18 protein-coding genes are annotated in these 19,845 nt (G+C 66.4%); 3 read left to right on the top strand and 15 right to left on the bottom strand.

What is annotated here, in order from left to right:
• Positions 1-9 precede the first annotated feature (9 nt).
• The 5 genes from IE187_RS14915 to IE187_RS14895 form a co-directional block, all read right to left on the bottom strand.
• The gene (locus IE187_RS14915) at positions 10-654 is read right to left on the bottom strand and encodes a histidine phosphotransferase family protein (protein ID WP_189676891.1); all 645 of its coding nucleotides are present in this window, start codon (positions 652-654) and stop codon (positions 10-12) included.
• Positions 655-1,039: 385 nt separating this feature from the next.
• On the bottom strand, positions 1,040-1,372 hold the full coding sequence (locus IE187_RS14910) for a hypothetical protein (protein WP_133187413.1): 333 nt from the start codon (positions 1,370-1,372) through the stop codon (positions 1,040-1,042).
• Between the two features lie 218 nt (positions 1,373-1,590).
• Positions 1,591-2,490 carry an alpha/beta fold hydrolase gene (locus tag IE187_RS14905; protein ID WP_133187403.1) on the bottom strand — a complete coding sequence of 300 codons (900 nt, stop codon included), beginning with the start codon at positions 2,488-2,490 and terminating at the stop codon, positions 1,591-1,593.
• A 324-nt stretch (positions 2,491-2,814) separates the two neighbouring features.
• Entirely contained in the window at positions 2,815-2,982 is a 168-nt protein-coding gene (locus tag IE187_RS14900) for a hypothetical protein (protein WP_165954448.1), read from the bottom strand.
• 64 nt (positions 2,983-3,046) lie between these two features.
• Entirely contained in the window at positions 3,047-4,015 is a 969-nt protein-coding gene (locus IE187_RS14895; protein WP_229839427.1) for a threonine ammonia-lyase, read from the bottom strand.
• A gap of 139 nt (positions 4,016-4,154) precedes the next feature.
• Between IE187_RS14895 and IE187_RS14890 the strand changes: the two genes are divergently transcribed.
• The 3 genes from IE187_RS14890 to IE187_RS14880 all read left to right on the top strand — a co-directional run bounded on the left by IE187_RS14890 (position 4,155) and on the right by IE187_RS14880 (position 7,049).
• Positions 4,155-5,390 carry a type III PLP-dependent enzyme gene (locus IE187_RS14890; protein WP_189676890.1) on the top strand — a complete coding sequence of 412 codons (1,236 nt, stop codon included), beginning with the start codon at positions 4,155-4,157 and terminating at the stop codon, positions 5,388-5,390.
• A 125-nt stretch (positions 5,391-5,515) separates the two neighbouring features.
• Positions 5,516-6,559: a 1,9-bis(guanidino)-5-aza-nonane synthase gene (locus IE187_RS14885; RefSeq protein ID WP_133187399.1), complete on the top strand. Its 1,044-nt coding sequence runs from the start codon at positions 5,516-5,518 to the stop codon at positions 6,557-6,559.
• A gap of 61 nt (positions 6,560-6,620) precedes the next feature.
• Positions 6,621-7,049: an MAPEG family protein gene (locus tag IE187_RS14880; RefSeq protein ID WP_189676889.1), complete on the top strand. Its 429-nt coding sequence runs from the start codon at positions 6,621-6,623 to the stop codon at positions 7,047-7,049.
• Between the two features lies 1 nt (position 7,050).
• Here IE187_RS14880 and IE187_RS14875 read toward each other — a convergent pair whose 3' ends face one another.
• Genes IE187_RS14875 through IE187_RS14830 form a run of 10 tightly spaced genes read right to left on the bottom strand, consistent with a single transcriptional unit; the run spans position 7,051 to position 19,801 of the window.
• The gene (locus IE187_RS14875; RefSeq protein ID WP_189676888.1) at positions 7,051-8,943 is read right to left on the bottom strand and encodes an XrtA/PEP-CTERM system amidotransferase; all 1,893 of its coding nucleotides are present in this window, start codon (positions 8,941-8,943) and stop codon (positions 7,051-7,053) included.
• Complete coding sequence (gene xrtA, locus IE187_RS14870) at positions 8,943-10,472, bottom strand: exosortase A (RefSeq protein WP_189676960.1); 1,530 nt, start codon at positions 10,470-10,472, stop codon at positions 8,943-8,945. The genes IE187_RS14875 and xrtA overlap by 1 nt, the downstream gene beginning before the upstream one ends.
• 16 nt (positions 10,473-10,488) lie before the next feature.
• Positions 10,489-11,700 carry a TIGR03087 family PEP-CTERM/XrtA system glycosyltransferase gene (locus IE187_RS14865; RefSeq protein ID WP_189676887.1) on the bottom strand — a complete coding sequence of 404 codons (1,212 nt, stop codon included), beginning with the start codon at positions 11,698-11,700 and terminating at the stop codon, positions 10,489-10,491.
• Entirely contained in the window at positions 11,700-12,773 is a 1,074-nt protein-coding gene (locus IE187_RS14860) for a FemAB family XrtA/PEP-CTERM system-associated protein (RefSeq protein WP_189676886.1), read from the bottom strand. The genes IE187_RS14865 and IE187_RS14860 overlap by 1 nt, the downstream gene beginning before the upstream one ends.
• Positions 12,770-13,627: an XrtA system polysaccharide deacetylase gene (locus IE187_RS14855; protein WP_189676885.1), complete on the bottom strand. Its 858-nt coding sequence runs from the start codon at positions 13,625-13,627 to the stop codon at positions 12,770-12,772. The genes IE187_RS14860 and IE187_RS14855 overlap by 4 nt, the downstream gene beginning before the upstream one ends.
• Before the next feature lie 4 nt (positions 13,628-13,631).
• Positions 13,632-15,026, bottom strand: a complete 1,395-nt coding sequence (locus tag IE187_RS14850) for an XrtA/PEP-CTERM system-associated ATPase (protein WP_189676884.1) — start codon at positions 15,024-15,026, stop codon at positions 13,632-13,634.
• Positions 15,027-15,065: 39 nt separating this feature from the next.
• Positions 15,066-16,694 carry a hypothetical protein gene (locus IE187_RS14845; protein ID WP_189676883.1) on the bottom strand — a complete coding sequence of 543 codons (1,629 nt, stop codon included), beginning with the start codon at positions 16,692-16,694 and terminating at the stop codon, positions 15,066-15,068.
• Entirely contained in the window at positions 16,691-17,623 is a 933-nt protein-coding gene (locus tag IE187_RS14840; RefSeq protein ID WP_189676882.1) for an AAA family ATPase, read from the bottom strand. The genes IE187_RS14845 and IE187_RS14840 overlap by 4 nt, the downstream gene beginning before the upstream one ends.
• Positions 17,620-19,143, bottom strand: coding sequence for an XrtA system polysaccharide chain length determinant (locus IE187_RS14835; RefSeq protein WP_133187383.1), 1,524 nt, complete (start codon positions 19,141-19,143; stop codon positions 17,620-17,622). The genes IE187_RS14840 and IE187_RS14835 overlap by 4 nt, the downstream gene beginning before the upstream one ends.
• A gap of 13 nt (positions 19,144-19,156) precedes the next feature.
• A complete protein-coding gene (locus tag IE187_RS14830) occupies positions 19,157-19,801 on the bottom strand; it encodes an XrtA/PEP-CTERM system exopolysaccharide export protein (RefSeq protein WP_189676881.1) in 645 nt (214 codons plus the stop codon).
• Between the last annotated feature and the right edge of the window lie 44 nt (positions 19,802-19,845).

Raw genomic sequence — 19,845 nt, 5'->3', positions numbered from 1 at the left:
CGCGGGGGGTCAGCCGGCCTTGAACGCAGCCCCGAACAGCAGCACCGCATCGCCCGGATCCGATACCCGCACGCCGCCCCCACCCTCGGCGACGAGCGCATGGACGAGATAGGCCGCGGCGGCGCGCGGGGTGATGACGGCATCGCCCTGTGTCCCGGTCAGCGCGGCGCGCATCTCGCCATCGAGCACGATCCGCGGGCCCGCTGCGCGCACCACGATCTCGATCTGGCCGTCCACGCTCTCGGCTCCGACATCGAGCTGCCCGCCGCGCACCAGCGCATCGCCGGCGATCAGCGCGAGGTTGAGCAGTACCTTGATCGCAGGCTTGGGCAGCGTCGCATCCTCGACCAGCCAGCCGAGCTTGACGCGGTGCCCGTCGCCGAACAGCCCCTCGATCGCAGCGCGCGCCTCGCGCGCGTCGACGGTCTCGCCAAAGCCGCCCGCCGCGCCGAACGCGAGCCGGAAGAATTTGAGCTTGTTGGCCGACGCCTTGGCGCTTTCACTGAGCAGCTCGAGACAGCGCGCGCGCATCTCGGGATCATGCTCGTCGGCGAGCAGTTCGAGCCCGTTGTTGAGCGCACCCACCGGGCTCAGCAGATCGTGGCAGAGCCGCGAACAGAGCAGGCTGGCGAAGTCGACGGAGGTCATCGTCATGAGATAAGCGGCTTTCGGGTCACACGGTGTCGGTTCTTCTTACGCCGCAGGGCGCTTGGTGCAAGCGGCGTGGGGTGGGAAGCCCGGTATCGGGGGGCGCGCGATGGCTAGCCTGGCACGCCTGCGACGGTCGGCGTTCGCTGCCGCCACCCAAAACCGCCACCGAGGCGAAGGTCGCGGTCGCACCATTTGCGGTCCGCCGCGCGCCGCGCGACATATCGACCCCGGCTTTCACCGGGGCGATGAATGTCTGGGTTTGGTGGTGAGCCGACTGTCCGCTTTTGGACAGGCGAATGCGGATAGCTGACGTAGTCGAGCGCCGCCGGCTTTCCCAAAAAAGGATGGTTCAAGAGAACGCCGACACGTTGATGGTCATGCACACCTCTTAACGTTTGGTAGCTGCCTCGCGCCGAGCTGCGACGATAGCGTCAATTTTCCGATTTGACTTATCTTCTACGCACGCAACCAACTGCCTTCTGCTCACCACCCCCTCGGTCATGCATTGCTGCGCAACACCACACGGAATAGCATCGAGTTCTACTTCGCCCGATGGGCGCGTTACCCGGCAGCTTGCAAGGGTCACTATCCCGCCCCGCTTTTTCAGCTTCATATCGACATCAATACGGCGCAGCTTGTTTGCAAGTACCACGATATCTGGATCTATAGGCGTGACTGGCGAGGTTTCAGATTGCAGCGCGAACAGCAGCGACAGGATCATATAGCGGACGACCTCAAAAGCCTCAGGACTTGCAGGCGGTCTCTCGATCAGCCCACGACAAGGTCTCCGTTAGCAGAGATTTGTGGACGCGCATGATAAATGGCTGTCACCTGATCGCGCTCTGCCGCGGCGGACCGCCGATGCCGTTTTCAAGAACCTGATGGTTAGCGGTCGAACGCTTCAGGAGAACCGGGGCGGGATAGCTGCCGTCAGGTACGCTATGCGGGTGCTGCTCGTCGCGCGACACTATCGATCTTCCCTGCGATCTGCTGCCACACACCAACAGGAAGGTCATGTCCCATGCCAGCGATGAGCAAGAGTTCGGCCTCCGGAATAGAAGCGGCTGTGTCCCGGCCGCAGTCCGGCAAGAACAATGGATCGTCATTTCCATGAATGACCAGCGTGGGTGCAGTAACAGCCGACAGCCGAGCGCGCCGATCTCCGGTCACGCCAACGGCCGCGATCTGGCGGCCCGTTCCGGCGGGATCGTAGGCACGGCTGAGTTCTTCCGAAGCCAGCGCACGGTGGGCTTCCTCGTCGAAAGGGTATCCCGAGCCCGCTATGCGTCTGGCGAAGGCCGAACTTCGCGACAGGAAGCCTGCTCGGTCGAAGGAAGGGTCGGGCATCGGCTGCATCATCATCGCCATGGCATCTGGTGCTGCCTGCGGGAGCGCTGGGTTGCCCGTGCTCGACATAATCGAGGTGAGCGATAGGACGCGACTAGCGTGCTCGCTGGCCATGATTTGAGCGATCATGCCTCCCATGGACCGGCCAACGATGTGAGCTTGCGCAATCCCCAGCGCGTCCATCAGTCCGATCGCGTCTGCCGCCATGTCGTAGAGCGTGTATGGGACCTCTGGTCGTTCTCCCGCCCCAAGCGCTGCAGCTAGCGCGCCGAAATTCACGGCCGGGTAAGCGTCGAGGTGCGTCGAATAGCCGGCGTCCCGGTTGTCGAAGCGCACCACGCGATAACCCAGGGCTACGAGGTGGGCGCAGAACGGGGCGGTCCAGCGGATCATCTGGGTGCCAAGTCCGGCGATCAGGAGGACAACCTCACCGTTCGTATTGCCGAAGCTCTCCCAAGCCAGTTCGATCCCGTTTGCTTTGGCAATGTCCATGATCGACGCTCTCTCTTGTTCGGTCGCTCGCCGAGATCTGTTTACGACGGCCTGCGCTTACTAGAGAAAATGTCGTGCAGATGCGAACGCCCGGAATTAGAAAGACATTTCAGCCGGCCTATGTCCATTATTGGGCGAAAACAGACATGGCCTTGTCCTACAAGGCGGCCGCCATGGTATAGCGTGCACGGCTCTTTGAAATCGTCAGACCTGCGCGACCGCATTGGCGCCAAAACGGAAACGATCGCCGGTGTAAACACCATGTCCAGGGGTCAATCGAGTCAACCTCCGCACGGTTCGTCGCACGCGCAGCGGCGGATCGGGCTACAGCGTCCAGATAACCACATTACCCACCAGCACCGCCGCCATCACCAGCATGAGCACACCCTTGCGGACGTTCTGACGCTTGGCGATCAACATGCCGCCGCCGATCAGGCAGGCGAAGGCGGCGAGCATGGCAAGAGCAGGCGCAAGGCCTTCGAGGGCGGTCATGCAGAACCCTAACCGTTAGGCCCACGCCAAGTCGACCCTTCCCGATCCCCCGGCACGGTGAAGATCAGTCCGTCCCGGCCAGCACCGCACCATACGCCGCCAGATCGACATTCCCGCCCGACAGCAGCACCAGCAGCCCCGGCTCGACCGCCACCTTCCCACTCAACACCGCCGCCAGCGCCACCGCGCCGCCCGGCTCGACCACCAGCCGCAAGCGCTCCGCCGCCCAGCGTTGTGCGGCGCGGATCTCCGCCTCGCTCACCGCAACCCCCGTCGCGCCCCGCCGCGCGAGCACATCGAAGGTCAGCCCCGACACCCGCATCGTCTGCAACGCGTCGCACGCGGTCGGCGGCGGCGAATCGCCGACAGGTTCGATCCACCCCGCCTCGAGCGAGCGCCGCATGTCGTCCCACCCCGCGGGCTCGACGACGGTGACCGCTGCCTCGGGCAGGGCCAGCGCCAGTCCCGCCGCGAGCCCGCCGCCGCCGCACGGCACCACTACGCGAGCAGCACTCCCCAGCCCCGCTGCCGCCATCTGCGCCGCCGCTTCGATCCCGGCGCTGCCCTGCCCCTCGATCACCCACGGATCGTCGAAGCTCGGCACGAGCACCGCGCCCCGCGCCTCGGCGAGTCGCGCGGCGATCGTCTCGCGGCTCTCGGTCTTGCGGTCGTAGCTCACCACCTCGGCCCCCAGCGCGAGCGTCCCCTCGCGCTTGGCCTTGGGCGCATCGGCGGGCATCACGATCGTCGCGGGCATTTGCAGCCGCCGTGCTGCCCACGCGACTCCCTGCGCGTGATTCCCCGATGAAAAGGCGACCACGCCTTTGCTCCGCAAATCGGGCTCGATCGCGGTCAACCGATGCCACGCCCCACGCAATTTGAACGCGCCCATCGGCTGCAGACACTCGGCCTTGAAAGCGACCGCAACGCCTTGAATATCCACGACGAACAGCGGCGTTGCCGGCACCACCGCAGCGACCTTGGCGGCGGCATCGCGCACCCCTGCCCGGGTCGGCTGTCTTAAAATCGTCACGTGTCACCTCCGGGGGGTCCAAAACCGCTTTACATTGAAAAAGCACGACCCTATTTCGCCCATCCGCTGCCCCATGGGACTTCCAACCGCAAGGCAGTGTTTTCGTGAACTTGTCTGCGGACATTGGAGGTCCCTTGAATTGCACAATCTACATCGCGCGCTGGGGTTAGCGACCACCCCTTCGACTGCCGTTACCGGCATCGACATCGCTAAGCAGAAGCCGGTCCAGCCGGTTACGCTCGTTCGTCCGCACGCTGCTGCGCGTGCGGCCCGGTTCTTCGCGGAGAAGTTCCCGGGTCGCTCGATGTATGCGGTCAAGGCGAACCCCTCGCCGGATCTGTTGAAGATCCTGTGGGACAGCGGAATCACGCATTACGACGTGGCATCGATCGCCGAAGTACGGCTGGTGGCGTTAACGCTGCCGGACGCGACCCTGTGCTTCATGCACCCGGTCAAGGCGCCCGAGGCGATCCGCGCGGCCTATTTCGACTATGGCGTGAAGACGTTCTCGCTCGACAGCGTGGAAGAGCTCGAGAAGATCGTCGACGCGACCGATGGCGCCGAGGACCTGACGCTGTGCGTCCGGCTTCGCGTCTCGTCGGAGCATAGCAAGCTGAGCCTCGCCTCGAAGTTCGGCGCGGCGCCGGGCGAGACCAAGGACCTGCTGTTCCGCGCTCGCCAGGCGGCGGATGCGCTCGGCATCTGCTTCCATGTCGGCTCGCAAGCGATGACGCCCGAAGCCTATGCCAATGCGATGGAGCGCGTCCGCGCGGCGATCGTCGAGGCAGCGGTCACGGTCGACGTGATCGACGTCGGCGGCGGGTTCCCCTCCTCCTATCCGGGGATGGAGCCGCCTCCGCTCGAGCGCTATTTCGAGACGATCCACCGCACGTTCGAATCGCTGCCGGTCAGCTATTCGTCCGAGCTGTGGTGCGAGCCCGGCCGTGCACTGTGCGCCGAGTACAGCTCGATCGTCGTGCGCGTCGAAAAGCGTCGCGGCGATGAGCTCTACATCAACGACGGCGCGTACGGCGCGCTGTTCGATGCGGCGCATATCGGCTGGCGTTTCCCGGTCGAGCTGCTGCGCGAGCCCGAGAGCCGCTCGAAGGATATGCCGTTCAGCTTCTACGGCCCGACCTGCGACGACATGGACCATATGGTGGGGCCGTTCTACCTCCCCGCCGACGTCAAGGCCGGCGACTATCTCGAGATCGGGATGCTCGGCGCTTACGGGTCTGCGATGCGCACCGCGTTCAACGGCTTTGGTTCGGACGAGACGGTAATCGTCTCTGACGAGCCGATGGTGTCGCTGTACGGCGAAGAGGTCTATGGCGAGGAGCAGCCAGAGGTCGCTTCGAACGTCGTCACGCTGTAACAGGCCAAGTCCATTACGATCCGTCACCCCAGCGAAAGCTGGGGTCTCCCGGAAGCGCGCGTATCGCCCGCCCCCGGAGATCCCAGCCTTCGCTGGGATGACGGCTGTTTGCTAAGGAGTTTTCCATGAACGACATGTCCAACCGCAAGGCCGAGCTCCTCTCGACCACCGTCGAGCATATCGACATCACCAAGTTCGACGCGCGCCCGATCGTCGACGCGATGAAGAAGATGAGCTTCACCAGCCGCGACCTCGGCCGCGCGACCGACATCTACAACCAGATGCTCGCCGACAAGGATTGCTCGATCTTCCTCGTCATCGCCGGTTCGACCTCGGCTGGCGGCTGCATGGATCTCTATGCCGAGCTGCTGCGCAACAACATGATCGACGGCGTCGTCGCAACGGGCGCGTCGATCGTCGACATGGATTTCTTCGAGGGCCTCGGCCACAAGCATTACCAGGCGCTCGAAGTGCCCGACGACGACACGCTGCGCTCGCTGCTGATCGACCGGATCTACGACACCTATATCGACGAAGAGCAGCTCCAGGATTGCGACCACACGATCCTCGAGATCGCCAACTCGCTCGAGCCGCGGCCGTATTCGAGCCGCGAATTCATCCGCGAGATGGGCAAGTATCTCGTCGAGAACGGCAAGAAGGAGAACAGCCTCGTCAAGCTCGCTTATGAGCATGACGTGCCGATCTTCTGCCCGGCGTTCGTCGATTCCTCGGCAGGCTTCGGTCTGGTCAAGCACCAGGTCGACCGCGCCAAGGAGGGCAAGCCCTACATGGTGCTCGACGCGATCGCCGATTTCCGCGAGCTGACCGACATCAAGATCAAGGCTGGCGTCACCGGCCTGCTGATGATCGGCGGCGGCGTGCCGAAGAACTTCATCCAGGACACCGTCGTCTGCGCCGAGATCCTCGGCCATGACGACGTGCAGGTCCACAAGTACGCGGTGCAGATCACCGTTGCCGACGTGCGCGACGGTGCCTGCTCGTCCTCGACGCTGCAGGAAGCGGCATCGTGGGGCAAGGTCAACACCGGCATCGAGCAGATGGTGTTCGCCGAAGCCGGCTCGGTCATGCCGCTCCTCGCCTCGGACGCCTACCACCGCGGCCTGTGGAAGGACCGCGTCAAGCGTCGCTGGGGTGCCAGCTTCGACTGATCCGTTGCAAAGCAAGACTAACTGAGGCAGCCTCCCCCGAGCAATTGGGGGAGGCTTTTTCATGCACAGCGAGATTTTGAAACCGGTCGTGGCGATGATCGCCTGGACGCTGGTGATGCTGCTGTGGATGTTGGCGACGCGCCTGCCGGCGATGAAGGCGTCGGGGATCGATCTCGGCACGCTGGTCGGCACAAAGCCCGCCGATGCCGACCGCGGGCTGCCGCCCAAGATCCAGTGGGTCGCGCACAATTACAATCACCTGATGGAACAGCCGACGCTGTTCTACGCGGTGTGCGGGGTGATCGCGCTGACCGGCACTGGCGACGGCGCGAACGCCTGGATCGCCTGGGCCTATGTCGCGTTGCGGATCGCGCACAGCATCTGGCAGGCGACGATCAACAAGGTCTCGGTGCGGTTCGCATTCTTCCTGGGCAGCTCGCTGATGCTCGTCGCGTTGACGCTGCACGCGGCACTGGCGGTATTCCGCTAGCTCAGCCGAACAGCCGCGCCATCGCGCGTTCGAGCATCACCAGCTGCCACAGCGTCCGCCCATGATCGGCGCGGCCGCTGCGGTGGTCGTCGGCGAGCTGAGCGATCGTCGTGGCGTTGAACCAGCCCGTTCCAGCGAGCACGCGCGATGATGCGAGCCGCGCCGCCTCATCCGCCAAGGCCCCGCGAAACCACGCGCTGATCGGCGTCACGAAGCCCATCTTCGGACGATAGAGGATGTCCTTGGGAAGATAGCGCTCCATCGCCTTCTTCAGCAGCCACTTCCCCTGCCCGCCATGCAGCCGCATCCCGACGGGGAGTTTTGCGGCGAACTCGACCAGTCGGTAGTCGAGCAACGGCTCGCGCGCCTCGAGGCTGACCGCCATGCTCGTGCGGTCGGCCTTGGTCAGGATGTCGCCCGGCAGCCAATGCTGGAAATCGGCATATTGCGCACGGTCGAGCGCGTCGCGCGCCGGCGCATCGCGCATCGAGCGGACATAGCGGTCCTCGGCGCGGTGCCCGCCGAGTGCCGTTCTGGCAGCAGCGGTGAACAGCGCCGCGCGCAACGCCGGCGTCGTCACGCCGACCGAGCGCGCATAGCCCTCGGCGCCATCCTCGGCGAGCGCGAGCAAGGTCGTCTTGGCGCGCAGCGGTCGCGGCGCCCAATCGGCCTTGGGATACCAGCGGCCGAGCGTGCCGAACACATTGGTGCGGACCGACGCAGGGACCAGCCCCCGCACGCGCTCCTCGGCCGCCTGAAACTTGTAGCGCCGATAGCCCGCAAACGCCTCGTCCGCCCCGTCGCCCGACAGCGCGACGGTGACGTCCTCGCGCGCCAGCTCGCACACGCGGTAGGTGGCGAGCGCCGAGGCATCGGCGAAGGGCTCGTCGAACGCATGGACCAGCGTGTCGATCAGCGAGAAATCGTCCGCCGCCACCACCCGCTCGCGATGCTGCGTCGCGAAACGCTGCGCGATCTCGTCGGCGTATTTGCGCTCGTCGAGGCTGCTCTCGTCGAAGCCGATCGTGCACGTCCGCACCGCCCCGCGCGACGCCTCGGCCATCAGCGCGACCACCGCCGAGCTGTCGACTCCGCCCGACAGGAATGCGCCGAGCGGCACGTCCGACACCATCCGCGACGTTACCGCCTCGCGTAGCAGCGCGGTCAATTCTTCCTCGAGCGCCTTGGCCGATCCGGTCGCGCGCTTCGAGAAATCGACGTCCCACCAGCGCGACGGCGCCGGCACCGGCTTGCCACGCTCGATCAGCAGGCAATGCCCCGCGGGCAGCTTCTTGACCCCGGAGACCAGGCAGGCATCGTCGGGCACATAGCCGAACGCCAGATAATCCTCGACCGCGCGGATATCGGGCACGCGGCGCACGAGCGGATGCGCGAGCAGCCCTTTCAATTCCGACGCGAACGCCACCGCGCCATCGGCCAGTTCGACATAATGGAGCGGCTTTACCCCCAGCCGGTCGCGCGCAAGGAACAGGCTCTGTCGCCGCGTATCGTGGAGCGCGAACGCGAACATGCCGTTAAGACGGTCGAGCATCGCCGCCCCCCACGCCGCCCAGCCGTGAAGCAAAACCTCGGTATCGCCAGCGGTGACGAACACCGCGCCCAACGCCTGCAGCTCGGCGCGAAGCTCGGCGAAATTGTAGATCTCGCCATTGTAGGTGACGGTCAGCGCGCCGTCCTGGCTCGCCATCGGCTGCGGCGAGCCCGCAACGTCGATGATCGACAAGCGCCGATGCCCGAGCCCGACCCCCGGTGCAGTCCACACGCCCGAGCCGTCGGGCCCGCGATGCGCCTGCGCGTCGGCCATCGCCTGAATCCGCGCGGGATCGACCGGCTTGGGGGTCGCGGGATAATAGAGACCGGCGATGCCGCACATCAGCGCGACATCCCGGCGGCACGATCGGCCACACGCTCGATCGGACCGAGCGCCGCGATGAAGCGCGTCATCGCCGCCCGCGCGTTATGCCCCGGCAGAATCTCGGCCGAGACGTGCACCGCCACCGCGCGCTGCGGCCCACCGAGCAGCTTGGCCTTCAGCGTTTCCAGTTTCACGATCGGCCCCTTGGTCGTCAGCGCATCGCCGACACGGTACCACGTTACGATCTGCCGCTCGACCGGGCCAGGGGCGCTGACGCGGATCACCGACCCACCCGCAAGATCGGGCAGATCCTCGACACGGAGCCACACATCGTCCTCGCGGATCGGCCCGACGCCGAACGCGACGATCTCCTTGCCCTGCTGCTGGCTGCCATAGACCGCAATCGCCAGATCGACCGTCTCGCCCGCCGCATCGGCATAGCGCCCGAGCAGAAAATGGTCGGCGCCCGGATAATTGGGGGACCACACCGCGCGCGTGCTCGTCGCGACGCGGTGCCAGCCCGGCACCTCCGGCAGCGCGATCTCCGCCGGCAGACTTTGCGCCCGCCCCGCGATCGCGCTCGACCAGGCCGGGAACACCGCCGCGACCGCGAGCACGAGCGCGGCTGCGACCACCGCGTCGAGCCGCAATCGCGGGACGCTCTGCAGCTTTGCGGGATCGAACACCGGCGCATCGGGCGCGCGGTCGAACCAGCGCCAGCCGATCGCCAGCGTCGCCGCCATCACCAGCCCGAAGAACACCCAGCCATAGACGATATGGTCGAACCCCGTCGCTTGCTCGACCGAGCTATGATACGCCGCAAAGATCGTCGCGAACGCGCGCACGCCGTTGGCGAGCACCGGAACGATCACCGACACCAGCAGGAACAGCGCACGCCGTTTCCACGACACGAAGCAGACATTGGCGACGAGCGTGCCATAGGTGATCATCGCGATCACGAACTTCGCGCCCGAACACGCCTCGGCCACTTCGAAATAGCCGTTGGGGATCGTGATCAGCACGCCATCGACTTGCGCGGGCACACCGAACAGATGGAGCAGCGGCATCGTCATGCCGACGGTCACGCGCTGCAACGGCTCCTCGAGCCCCTCGCCAAACGGCACTAGAAACACCGCATAGGCGAGCGGGAAGAGCAACGCGCGCGCGACATTGGGGCCGAGCAGCGTCACCACCGCGCCTTGCAGCATCATCACGATCCCGAGGTGCCGCGCGAGCGCGACGCCGCCGGCATCGCCGAACAGCCAGCCGAGCCCGCCAAGCGCGACGATCGCCAACCCCGGCGCCCAGGCAATCGGCGCGACTTGCGCGAGCTCGCCGCGGCGCTGCCATACCAGCCAGGCGAGCACCGGGGTGATGAACAGGCAATGCCCGAAAGTCGTGCTCGTCCACCAGATCGTCGTCAGTGCAGCGACATCGCTCCGGAACAGCGCGAGCAATGCCATCGCGACGATGGCGAGGATCGCCGTCTGCCGGCGCCACAGCGGCGCGAGCGACGCGCGCGGGTCCGCAGACGCGGGCACGGGCATCGCGATCGTCACCGGCTCAGGCCGCGGAGCGGCACGGCGGCGCCTTGACGCTGATCCCGAGGATCGCATCGAGCGGCGCGAGCCTTGCTTCCCAGCTGTAGCGCGCCTGCACCTGCGCGCGGGCGTCGCGGCCCAGTCGTCCCGCTGCGGCAGGATCGTCGAGCAGCGCGATCACCGCATCGGCGATCTCGCCGACGCTCTCGCCGACGCGCAGCGTGTCGGCATGGTCGATCCCCTCCGCCGCGGCGCGCGACGCGACCACCGGACGCGCCATCGCCATCGCCTCAAGCACCTTGTTCTGGATCCCGCGCGCGAGCTTGAGCGGTGCGACGACGACCGACGCCGCGGCAAGCCAGCCGCGCACATCGGCGACTTCGCCGGTGACGATCACACCGGGCTGCTTGGCAAGCGCCTTGACCGCCTCGCTCGGCGCGCGCCCGACGATCGCGAAGCGCGCGTGCGGAAAGCGCACGCGAATGTGCGGGAAGATCGCCGCGACGAACCAGCTCACCGCCTCGATATTGGGGCGATAATCCATCTGCCCCGTGAAGACGATCAACGCCTCGATCGCGTCGATCTGCGTGAACGAGGCGTCGGGTGCAAAGACGTCGGTGTCGATGCCATTCTCGACGACATGGACGCGCTCCGCGCCACTGCGCTCGCGAAACAGCTGCGCCTCGGCTTCGCTGACGAACAGGCTGGCATCGGCGCGCGCGGCGATCGCGCGTTCGTACTGAAACAGCAGATTAGCTTCGCGGCGCATGACCCAAGCCATAGGGCCGCGGCCTTCCTTCGCATAGGCGGCGAACTTGGCCGAATCCATGTCGACGAAATCCATGATGACCGTCTGCCGCGGGCGCGCCGGCAGATATTGCGCCATCTGGCTCGAGAAAACGTAGATCGTATCGATCGCATGGCGCTCGAGCAGCGCCTCGACCGCGCTGCGCAGCGACCGGCTGTCGAACGACGTGAGCGAAATCGGCTTGCGCGTCAGCAGCGCCTCGATCGCTGCCTGCACGCGCGACTTGGAACGCCAGATGATCGAGCGGTTGCCGGTCATCTTGGCGAGCCCGGTCTTGCCGGCGAGATCGCGCGTATCGTCGGCAAAGGCGATCAAATGGACGCGTTTGCGTGTGGACAGATATTTGAGGATGTGGAAGCCACGGATCTTGTCGCCACGGTCGGGCGGATACGGCACGCGGTGGCCGAGAAACAGGATGTCTCCCATCAGCCGAGGCCACGTGAGATGTGCGGGCCAAGCTGGTTCGCCACCCACAGCGGCAGCTTCTTCCACAGGTCGACCTTGCGCGAATAGCGCGGATCGAGCGGGTTGATCTCGCGCGCCTCGGTGCCGACCGCGGCGCGCTTGGCGTAGGGCAGCGCGACGCCCTCGAAGCCCCAATTCTTCTTGAACGCGGCAGGGCCGGTCCCGGCCTTCGAACGACCGAAATCGAAGCGCGTGCAGCCGCGTGACCGGGCGTGCGCCATCAGCGCGAAATACATCCGGTCATTGGCGCGGAGCCCGCGTGCGGCGTGCGTGCCACCGCCCCAGTACGGATAGACGGTCCCGTTGAAATAGACGCTGAGCACCGCCGCGACGGGCTCGCCGTTCGCGCGGACGGTGAGGATGTCGGCATCGTCGCCGAACTGATCGAGCACCGCGCGGAACAGCCGCTTGGGGAATACCGGCGTGCCGAGGTTGCGCACCGATTCGGCATAGACCGCGTAATGCGCCTTGAGGTCGGCGGGCACGCTTCCGATCGCGACCTCGAGATCGGCATCGAGCGCCTTGCGCACCTCGGCGCGCTGCTTGCGCGGGATCGCGAGCAGTTCGTCGGCATCGCTCGCCGCGAGATCGCGCGCAAAGCCGAGATAGGTCGTCGTGTCGATCTGCCAGCCCTCGGCCGGAATCGGCCCGCCGCGCAGTTCGAGCGTCGGGCAGCCGAGCCGCTCGGCCAGCGCCCAAGCGGCGTCGGCCAGCGCGGGGATCGCCGCAGCCTCAGTCGCGAGGATCCCCCCGCCGACCGCGAAGCCGTTCGACACCAATGCCTTGCCGAACAAAGGCGAGCGCACTTCGGTCAATGGCAGCAGGCCGACGATAGCCCCGTCGGCGTGCTCGGCGACGAGCGTGTGGCTGGTCTGCCCGCAGCCTTGTGCGACGCCGAGGCTCCACGCCGGGAGGTGGAATGGCGTCGCCTGATCGTGCGCCCGCACGAACGCGTCGATCCGCGTCCGCGCGTCGGGCTCCCGCAGATCGATCGCCCGGACGCCAACCGGCGCGGCGAGCAGAGGCACCGTCACGCGACTGGCTCGCGCGCTCGCGTCGGCAGATCGAGCGCGGCGACGACGGCGTCCATGCGGCCCCAGTCATGCCGGTCGATCAGCCCACGCAGCTTTCCCGCCATCGCGCCAAGCCGGCTGTAATGCCGCAGCTTCGATTTCGCGGGCGCATTGGTGACGCGTGGCTGGCCGGGATCGATCTCCCACGGATGGAAATAGAAGATCGCCGGCTGCGCCTCCCGGCTGACCTGGCGTACCGCATAATCGGTCAGCGCTGCCGGGAAGAGCCGGAAGAAGCCCCCGCCCGTCGCCATCCGGCGCGCGCCGAATTCGGCGACGGTCACCGGCACTTCGATCAGCGGCGAATCCGCAAGCGGTCGGAAGGGGTAGCGCGAAGCTTCGGGCCAGCCGTAATGGTCATGCTTGAGCGGCGCGACACTCGACGAATAGACGTACCCCTCCTCGGCGAGCACATCGTACGCCCAGGGCGTGCGCGCATCGATCGAGAAGCTCGGCGCGCGGTAGCCGGTAACGGCGACGCCCGCGGCATCCTCGAGCGCTGCGCGCGCGCGGCCGATGTCGGCGCGGAAGCGGGCGGCGTCGAGCGTGAAGACCCGATCGTGATCCCAGCCGTGGCTCGCCACCTCATGCCCCTGCTCGACAATCCGGCGGATCAAAGCAGGGTACCGCTGCGCCACCCAGCCGAGCGTGAAGAAGGTCGCCTTGACCCCGCTTTCGCCGAACAGCGCGAGCACCGCATCGGTGTTGCGCTCGACTCGCGGCGTGAGCGAATCCCAGTCGCGTTTGTCGATCACCGTCTCGAACGCGCCGACCTGGAACCAGTCCTCGATATCGACCGTCAGCGCGTGGCGCATCGGCTCAGTCCTCGTCATGCTGCATGGCAAGGCCCGGCGCCTGTCCCGACTCCGCCCAGTCGACGAGCAATTTCAGCACGCGCCGCAGAGCGACGTCCTGCTCCTCGACGCGCGCAGTCAGCGCGGCGACTTGCTCGGCGAGGGTAGTGTCGGGCTCCACGTCTGTCGATGCAATGGGCTCCTCGCGCGGCGCGATCGGCGGATGGTCCTCCGCGTCGTCGGCGATAGGCCGCACTTTGAATGCGGGCACCGGGAGCACTTCCGGGACAGGCTCACTGACCGCGAGCACGACCGGATCGGGCGCATGCGGCGTTTCGTCGTCCGCTTCGAGCTCGGGCCCGGGCTCGGGCTCGGGCTCGGGCTCCGACTCCGACTCGAAGTCCGGCTCCGGTTCTGTCTCCAGCTCGCGCTCAAGCTCCGGTTCAGGTTCCGGCTCGACGTCCGCCACCGGCACGGGTGCAGCGACCGGATCCGAGTGCGGCACGGCCGGCGCGTCCGGTTCGGGCACCAGGCTCGGCACGGGTTCGGCTTCCGGCGTCGCGACCGGCGCTTGGCGCTCGGGAATCACGATCGCCTTTACGCCGGGCATGTCGCCCGCAATGTCGGCAAGCACGGTCGCCACCGCATGCGCGTCGATCGTCTCGAGTTGCTCGATCGCTGCGTAGAGCAGGACGCGCCCGGCCAGTTGATTGAGCCGCCGCGGCACGCCGTCGGTGCCGTCATAAAAAGCGGCATAGGCGTCGGGCGTGAAGCCCGGGCGCCCGGTCCATCCCGCCACGGCGAGGCGATGGCGCATATAGGGTTCGACTTCGTCCCGCTCCATCGGATCGAGATGGTGGACCGCGATCACGCGCTGCCGGAGCTGTTCGAGCCGGTCCGACCCGTGCAGCCGCTCGCGAAACTCGGGCTGGCCAAGCAGGAAAATCTGCAGCAGCGCATGGCTGCCGGTCTGGAAGTTCGAGAGCATTCGCAGCTCTTCGAGGCTCGAAACGGGCAGCGCCTGCGCTTCGTCGACGATCAGCAGCGTACGGCGTCCGGCGCGTGCCGTCGCGCGCAGCCCACGCTCGATCGCGACGAGCAGTTGCGCCTTGGTCAGCCCGTCGCTCTCGATCTCGAGCCCGCCCGCGACGATCCGCAGCAGATCCTCGGCCTCGATCTGCGTCGAGACGATCTTGATGACGTGGAGCCGAGTCGCATCGACGGTGTCCATCAGATGGCCGACCAGCGTCGTCTTGCCCGCGCCGACATCGCCCGTGATGACGATGAAGCCCTCGCCCTGCGCCAGGCCATAACCGAGATACGCCATTGCCTTGCGATGCGTCGCGGTCTCGAACCAGAAGCGTGGGTCGGGCGTCAGCTGGAACGGGCGACCGCGCAATCCATAATAGTCTTCGTACATGCTGCTATCCCCGCAATGACAGAAATCCGCCCGTGCGTTTCAGAATTGATACCGTACACCCACTTGGCCCGTCGCCGAAAGCTGATCCGCGACGCCGCTCTGGCTGAACGAATACAGGCCTGCTGAAGCAGTCGTGCCGATCCGACCGAAATTGTGATAATAGAGCGCGGTCGCGGCGGCGCTGGTCACGCCCGGCGCATCGGCAATCCCGCTGTCGTAATAATTGTAGATCAGCGTCCCGTTGATACCGGAGACTCGCGTCAGCGGCACGTTGGCGAACGCCTGGGCATAATAGCTCTGGTCGCTGACGCCGTTGATCGAGAACGCCGCGTTGATCTGGTCGGGCGCAAGGAAGCGGCGGTTCGAATAGCCCGCGCCCACGCCGAGGTTGAGCTTGCCGCGAGTCGCCGAGATCACCGCATCGATGCCGCGTGCGCGATACGCCGAGGTCGAAATCGACTGCAACGCGCCGTTGAGGCACCCGCCCGCCCCCGCACCCGCCGCGCCGAACGTGCAGCCGCTATATTGCTGACCGAATGCCGCACGCTGCTGGAGGAACGAGGTCGGCAGACCCGCCAGGCTGTTGCGCAACTGCCCCCCGAACGTCTCGACCGTGTCATAGACATCGGCATTGACCGAGATCGAGCGCGTCGCGGCGTAACTGAGCGTTCCGAAATAGGTCATCCCACCATACCGCCGCCCGACATGCGCCTGCAGCGTGGTGCGCTCCGACGGACGCCAGATCACGCCCGCGTCATAGATCAAGCCGTCGGTCTCGTAAGCGATGCGTTGCGGCGAGGCAGGATCGGACTGGAAGCGGCCGCGGCGGTCGACCACCGGTACACCGTTTGCGTCAACCAAGGCATCGCGCTGGCGCACTTGCAGATTCTGGTAGCCGACGCCCGCGGTGAGCGCGACCGTCGGCGCAACCGGCGCGACGAGATCGGCGCGAACGACCTTGTCCTCCAACTTCTGATCGAGCTGGTTGGCGGTCTCGCGGTCATACGCGGCCGAGACGTTGATCCCGACGGGCAGCAGCGCCCCCGCTTTCACCCCCGCGCTGACATTGACGGTGTGGCTTTGCGAGCTGTCGAACACGTCGAGCCGCGGGCTGCCGGGTGCGACACCGGTATTCCCCGGCGACCCGGCCTTGGTGTAGCCGTAGCGATAGCTCGCCGCGACACCGACCGGGCCAACACGCGCGGCATAGCTCGGCCCGACATAGCCCGAGAACACCTGGCTGATATTGTCACGCTGGCCGACCTGCGCGATCGGTGCGGCGCCGCGAATATCGGTACGCGACTGCGTCGCGATCGCGCCGGCCTCGATGCTGAGATTAGGCGCGACGGCGATGCTGCCGCGCGCCAAGCCATTGTGCAGGTCATCGTCCCCGACACGCTTGGCGTAGGAAAAATGCCGCTCATAGCGGTAGCTAACCTGCAGCTGCGTCCGAGGTGTCTGGACCGACGCCTCGACCCCGCCCGCGACCGTCGAATAGGTCAGGACGTCGTCATTCTTGAGGTCGGCGGTCACGATCTGCCCGATCTCGATATACGGCGAGATTCGCGTTCGGCGCTGTTGGTCCTGCGCCTGCGCCGGTGCGGCCGCGATCAACGCAGCGAGCCCAGTCCCGAGCAGGAGTGCAGTGGAGCGGAGGCGGCACTTCATGACGCGTCTTCCTGTTGTCCATAATAGCTGCCGAAGCGCCGCCCACCGGGGGCGAACGACACGGCGTTGAGGAGGAGTTGGATGGCTTCGCACCCGTCGAGCAGGTCGATCGCCTCGCGCAGGTCGCTTTCGCTGGTGCGGTCGGCGCGCACGACGAGCATGACTTGCCCGGCATGATGCGCGAGCGCGGCAGCAGGCGATGCGGCGAGCACCGGTGGCGAATCGAAGATCAACACGCGCCGCGGATCGGCCGCGAGCAGTTGCGCGATCAGTTCGCCGGTGCGTGCGCTCGCGACAAGCTCGGTATCGGCATTCGACTTGGTGCCGCACGGCAACAGGCTGAGATGCGGGATATCGGTGCGCACGACGCAGCTCTCGAGCTCGACCTGCGGATCGGCGAGCGCATCGAGCAGCCCCCGCCCCTCGCTCAACCCCAGCCGTGCCATGACGTCCGGCTTGGCGAAGTCTGCGTCGATCAGCAGGATTTCAAGATCGCGCTCGGCCGCCATCGAGATGGCGAGGTTAAGCGCGCAATAGGTTTTGCCGTCGTCGGGCTGTGCCGACGTAACGAGGATCGTCCGCGACAGGTCGCCAGATCGCACGCGAACGCCGCGCGCGGTGGTGAGCAACTGGCGCTTCACGAGCCGGAATTCCTCGACCAGTGCGCCGATCGGGGCACCCGGCACGAGCATGCCGCGCTCGGCGAGCAAGGTGCGATCGATCTTGACCTCGGCGCCCCGCCGAGGCGTAGCGCGCGGCGCCGCGATCGGACCGGGCTCGGGCGTAGGCGACGCGAGTGGCGCGATCGGCGTGGTGACCGGCTTGTCGGCCGGCACATCGTCGAGCGGACGGAAATGGGTGTTGAAGTCGTAGCGTGTCGCCGCCTGTTCGAGCAGCGAGGGACGCTTGCGCGGGGTTGGATCGCTCATGCTGCCAATCCTCGCTGAAGCATCTCGACCCCGAGCAAACCGATATAGGCTGCGCCCAGTGCACCGACCCCGCCGGCAAAATAGGCGAGCATCCGACGCCGGTGGGCGAGCTGCGCCTTGGTGACGATCGCGCCAATCGAGCCGATCACCGGCAGCCCGGCGGCCTTTTCGAGCCGGCCTGCGGTCGCAAATGTCGTCTTGAACTGCGTCAGCCCGAACGCCACCGCGACGCCTGCGCCGAGCGCTGCGATCAGCACCCCGGTCAGCAACAGCGGCCGGTTGGGCGATGCAGGAACGCGCGGTGCCGTCGGCGGATCGATTACGCTGAACTTGATCGAATCGGTCTGGCTTTGCGCCTGGCCGCGCAGCTTGATCGCCTCGCGATCAGCCAGCAGCTTGGCGTAGCTGTCCTTCATCACCTGATAGTCGTTATCGATCTGCGACTGCTGCGCGGCGACCGCGGGGTCGCCAGCGAGTTTGCCGTTGATCGCATCGAGATCGTGCTGGAGCTGCCCCTTGCGCGCGCTCAGCGCCGCGACTTGGGCCTGCTTGTCGGCCTGGATCGAGCGCAGCCCGAGATAGGCCGGGTTCGAAGCCGACGCGGCGCCACCGCCGCCGACCATCGGTTCGCTGCGTGCGGCGGCCTGCGCGGACGCAAGCTGGCTGCGCAGCGCGACGACGTCGGGATGGTTCTCGGTATAGCCGCGCGCCCGCGCATCGGCGAGCTGCCCCTGGATCGCATTGAGGCGCGCACGCGCCGGGCCGGCGCTGGCGGCAGCGCCCGCTGCGCCGGGGATGTTGGCGGGCGTTCCGGCCATCTGGCCATTGACCACCGACAACGCCGACTGCGCCGCCGCCAGATCGCTATCGACCTGCGCCATCGCCGAGCGTGCCGCGCCCATCCGGTCGGTCAGCGAGCCCGAACCCGGCAGACTGCCGAGATAGCGGTTCTGGAAATCGGCGCGCTTGGCATCGGCATCGGCGAGCTGCTTCTGACGCTGCTCGAGCTGCGCATCGAGGAATTTGAGGCTCGAATTGGTCTCGTCGCGGTCGCCCGACAGATTCTGTTCGACGAACAGGTCGATCAGCTTCTGGACGATCTGCGCGGTCACCTTGGGGCTCGATCCGCTTGCGACGATCTCGAACAGATTGTCCTGCTGCGCGGTGATCTTGATCGCCTTGGACAGCGTGTTGACGCGGTCGGCGACGTCGCGATCGGTCTTGACCGTATTGGCGAGATCGGTGCCGCGCACGACCTTTTCCAGATTGACCGCCGAGGTCAGCGTCTGGCGGATCGTGTCGACGTCCTTCTGCTGATCCGCAGCGGTGATCCCGACCGCGCTCGGCAGGATCGTGTTGAGCTGGACGAAGACGCGCGCGCGCGATTCGTAGCTATTGTGGAGCTGCGCGACGACCGCCCAGCCCAACACCGCGACACCCCATGCGACGCCGAGCGCTATCCAGCGCCGCATCCACATGGTGTGCAGGATGATCTGCACTTCGGTGAGGAAACCACTCATCGCTCGGCGGCCCCTAGAACATGCTCTCGGGGATGATGATCACATCGCCGGGTTCGAGCCGCACGTTGGCCCGGCTGTCGCCGTCCTTGAGCAGACGCGACAGTTTGAGATTGTATTCGACCTGCTTGCCGGTCTCACGATTGTAGCGGACGAGCTTTGCGCGGTTGCCTGCGGCATATTGGCTTAAGCCCCCGACCGAGATCATTGCGTCAAGCAGCGTCATGTTGGCGCGGTACGGAATCGAAGCAGGTTTGGCGGTCGCACCGACGATGCGGATCTGCTGGCTGAAGGTGCCGGAAAAGTTCTCGACAATGACCGAAACGATCGGATCCTTGATATATTCCCCAAGGGCGATTTTCATGTCGTCGGCGAGCATCCGCGGCGTCTTGCCGACCGCGGGCATGTCGCTGATCAGCGGCGTGGTGATCCGGCCGTCGGGGCGGACCTGCACCTTCGACGACAGCTCGGGGTTGCGCCACACGAAGATGTTGAGCTGGTCGAGCGGGCCGATGATATATTCCTCGCCCGGCTGTTCCTGCCCGGCGACAAAGGCGGCCTGCGGCAGTTCAGGACGGCTCACGGTCGTGCAACCGGCCAGCGCGAGCGCGCTCGTCCCGACGCTCAAGACCGCGCGAACTGACTTCGAAAAACGCTGCATGCATACCTCCCACCGCTTGATGCTGCCGACCCGAGTCACGTCTG

This window comes from Sphingomonas glacialis (assembly GCF_014653575.1).
In the GTDB taxonomy this organism is placed as follows: Bacteria; Pseudomonadota; Alphaproteobacteria; order Sphingomonadales; family Sphingomonadaceae; genus Sphingomonas; species Sphingomonas glacialis.
The sequence above is the reverse complement of the archived record's forward strand: the minus strand, read 5'-3'. Positions and strand labels throughout refer to the sequence as shown.

Excerpts from the sequence above, each read along its gene's own strand:
- IE187_RS14915 (WP_189676891.1), bottom strand. The coding sequence starts at position 654 with ATGACGATGACCTCCGTCGACTTCGCCAGCCTGCTCTGTTCGCGGCTC.
- IE187_RS14910 (WP_133187413.1), bottom strand. The coding sequence starts at position 1,372 with ATGATCCTGTCGCTGCTGTTCGCGCTGCAATCTGAAACCTCGCCAGTC.
- IE187_RS14905 (WP_133187403.1), bottom strand. The coding sequence starts at position 2,490 with ATGGACATTGCCAAAGCAAACGGGATCGAACTGGCTTGGGAGAGCTTC.
- IE187_RS14900 (WP_165954448.1), bottom strand. The coding sequence starts at position 2,982 with ATGACCGCCCTCGAAGGCCTTGCGCCTGCTCTTGCCATGCTCGCCGCC.
- IE187_RS14885 (WP_133187399.1), top strand. The coding sequence starts at position 5,516 with ATGAACGACATGTCCAACCGCAAGGCCGAGCTCCTCTCGACCACCGTC.
- IE187_RS14880 (WP_189676889.1), top strand. The coding sequence starts at position 6,621 with ATGCACAGCGAGATTTTGAAACCGGTCGTGGCGATGATCGCCTGGACG.
- IE187_RS14875 (WP_189676888.1), bottom strand. The coding sequence starts at position 8,943 with ATGTGCGGCATCGCCGGTCTCTATTATCCCGCGACCCCCAAGCCGGTC.
- xrtA (WP_189676960.1), bottom strand. The coding sequence starts at position 10,472 with ATGCCCGTGCCCGCGTCTGCGGACCCGCGCGCGTCGCTCGCGCCGCTG.
- IE187_RS14865 (WP_189676887.1), bottom strand. The coding sequence starts at position 11,700 with ATGGGAGACATCCTGTTTCTCGGCCACCGCGTGCCGTATCCGCCCGAC.
- IE187_RS14855 (WP_189676885.1), bottom strand. The coding sequence starts at position 13,627 with ATGCGCCACGCGCTGACGGTCGATATCGAGGACTGGTTCCAGGTCGGC.
- IE187_RS14850 (WP_189676884.1), bottom strand. The coding sequence starts at position 15,026 with ATGTACGAAGACTATTATGGATTGCGCGGTCGCCCGTTCCAGCTGACG.
- IE187_RS14845 (WP_189676883.1), bottom strand. The coding sequence starts at position 16,694 with ATGAAGTGCCGCCTCCGCTCCACTGCACTCCTGCTCGGGACTGGGCTC.
- IE187_RS14840 (WP_189676882.1), bottom strand. The coding sequence starts at position 17,623 with ATGAGCGATCCAACCCCGCGCAAGCGTCCCTCGCTGCTCGAACAGGCG.
- IE187_RS14835 (WP_133187383.1), bottom strand. The coding sequence starts at position 19,143 with ATGAGTGGTTTCCTCACCGAAGTGCAGATCATCCTGCACACCATGTGG.
- IE187_RS14830 (WP_189676881.1), bottom strand. The coding sequence starts at position 19,801 with ATGCAGCGTTTTTCGAAGTCAGTTCGCGCGGTCTTGAGCGTCGGGACG.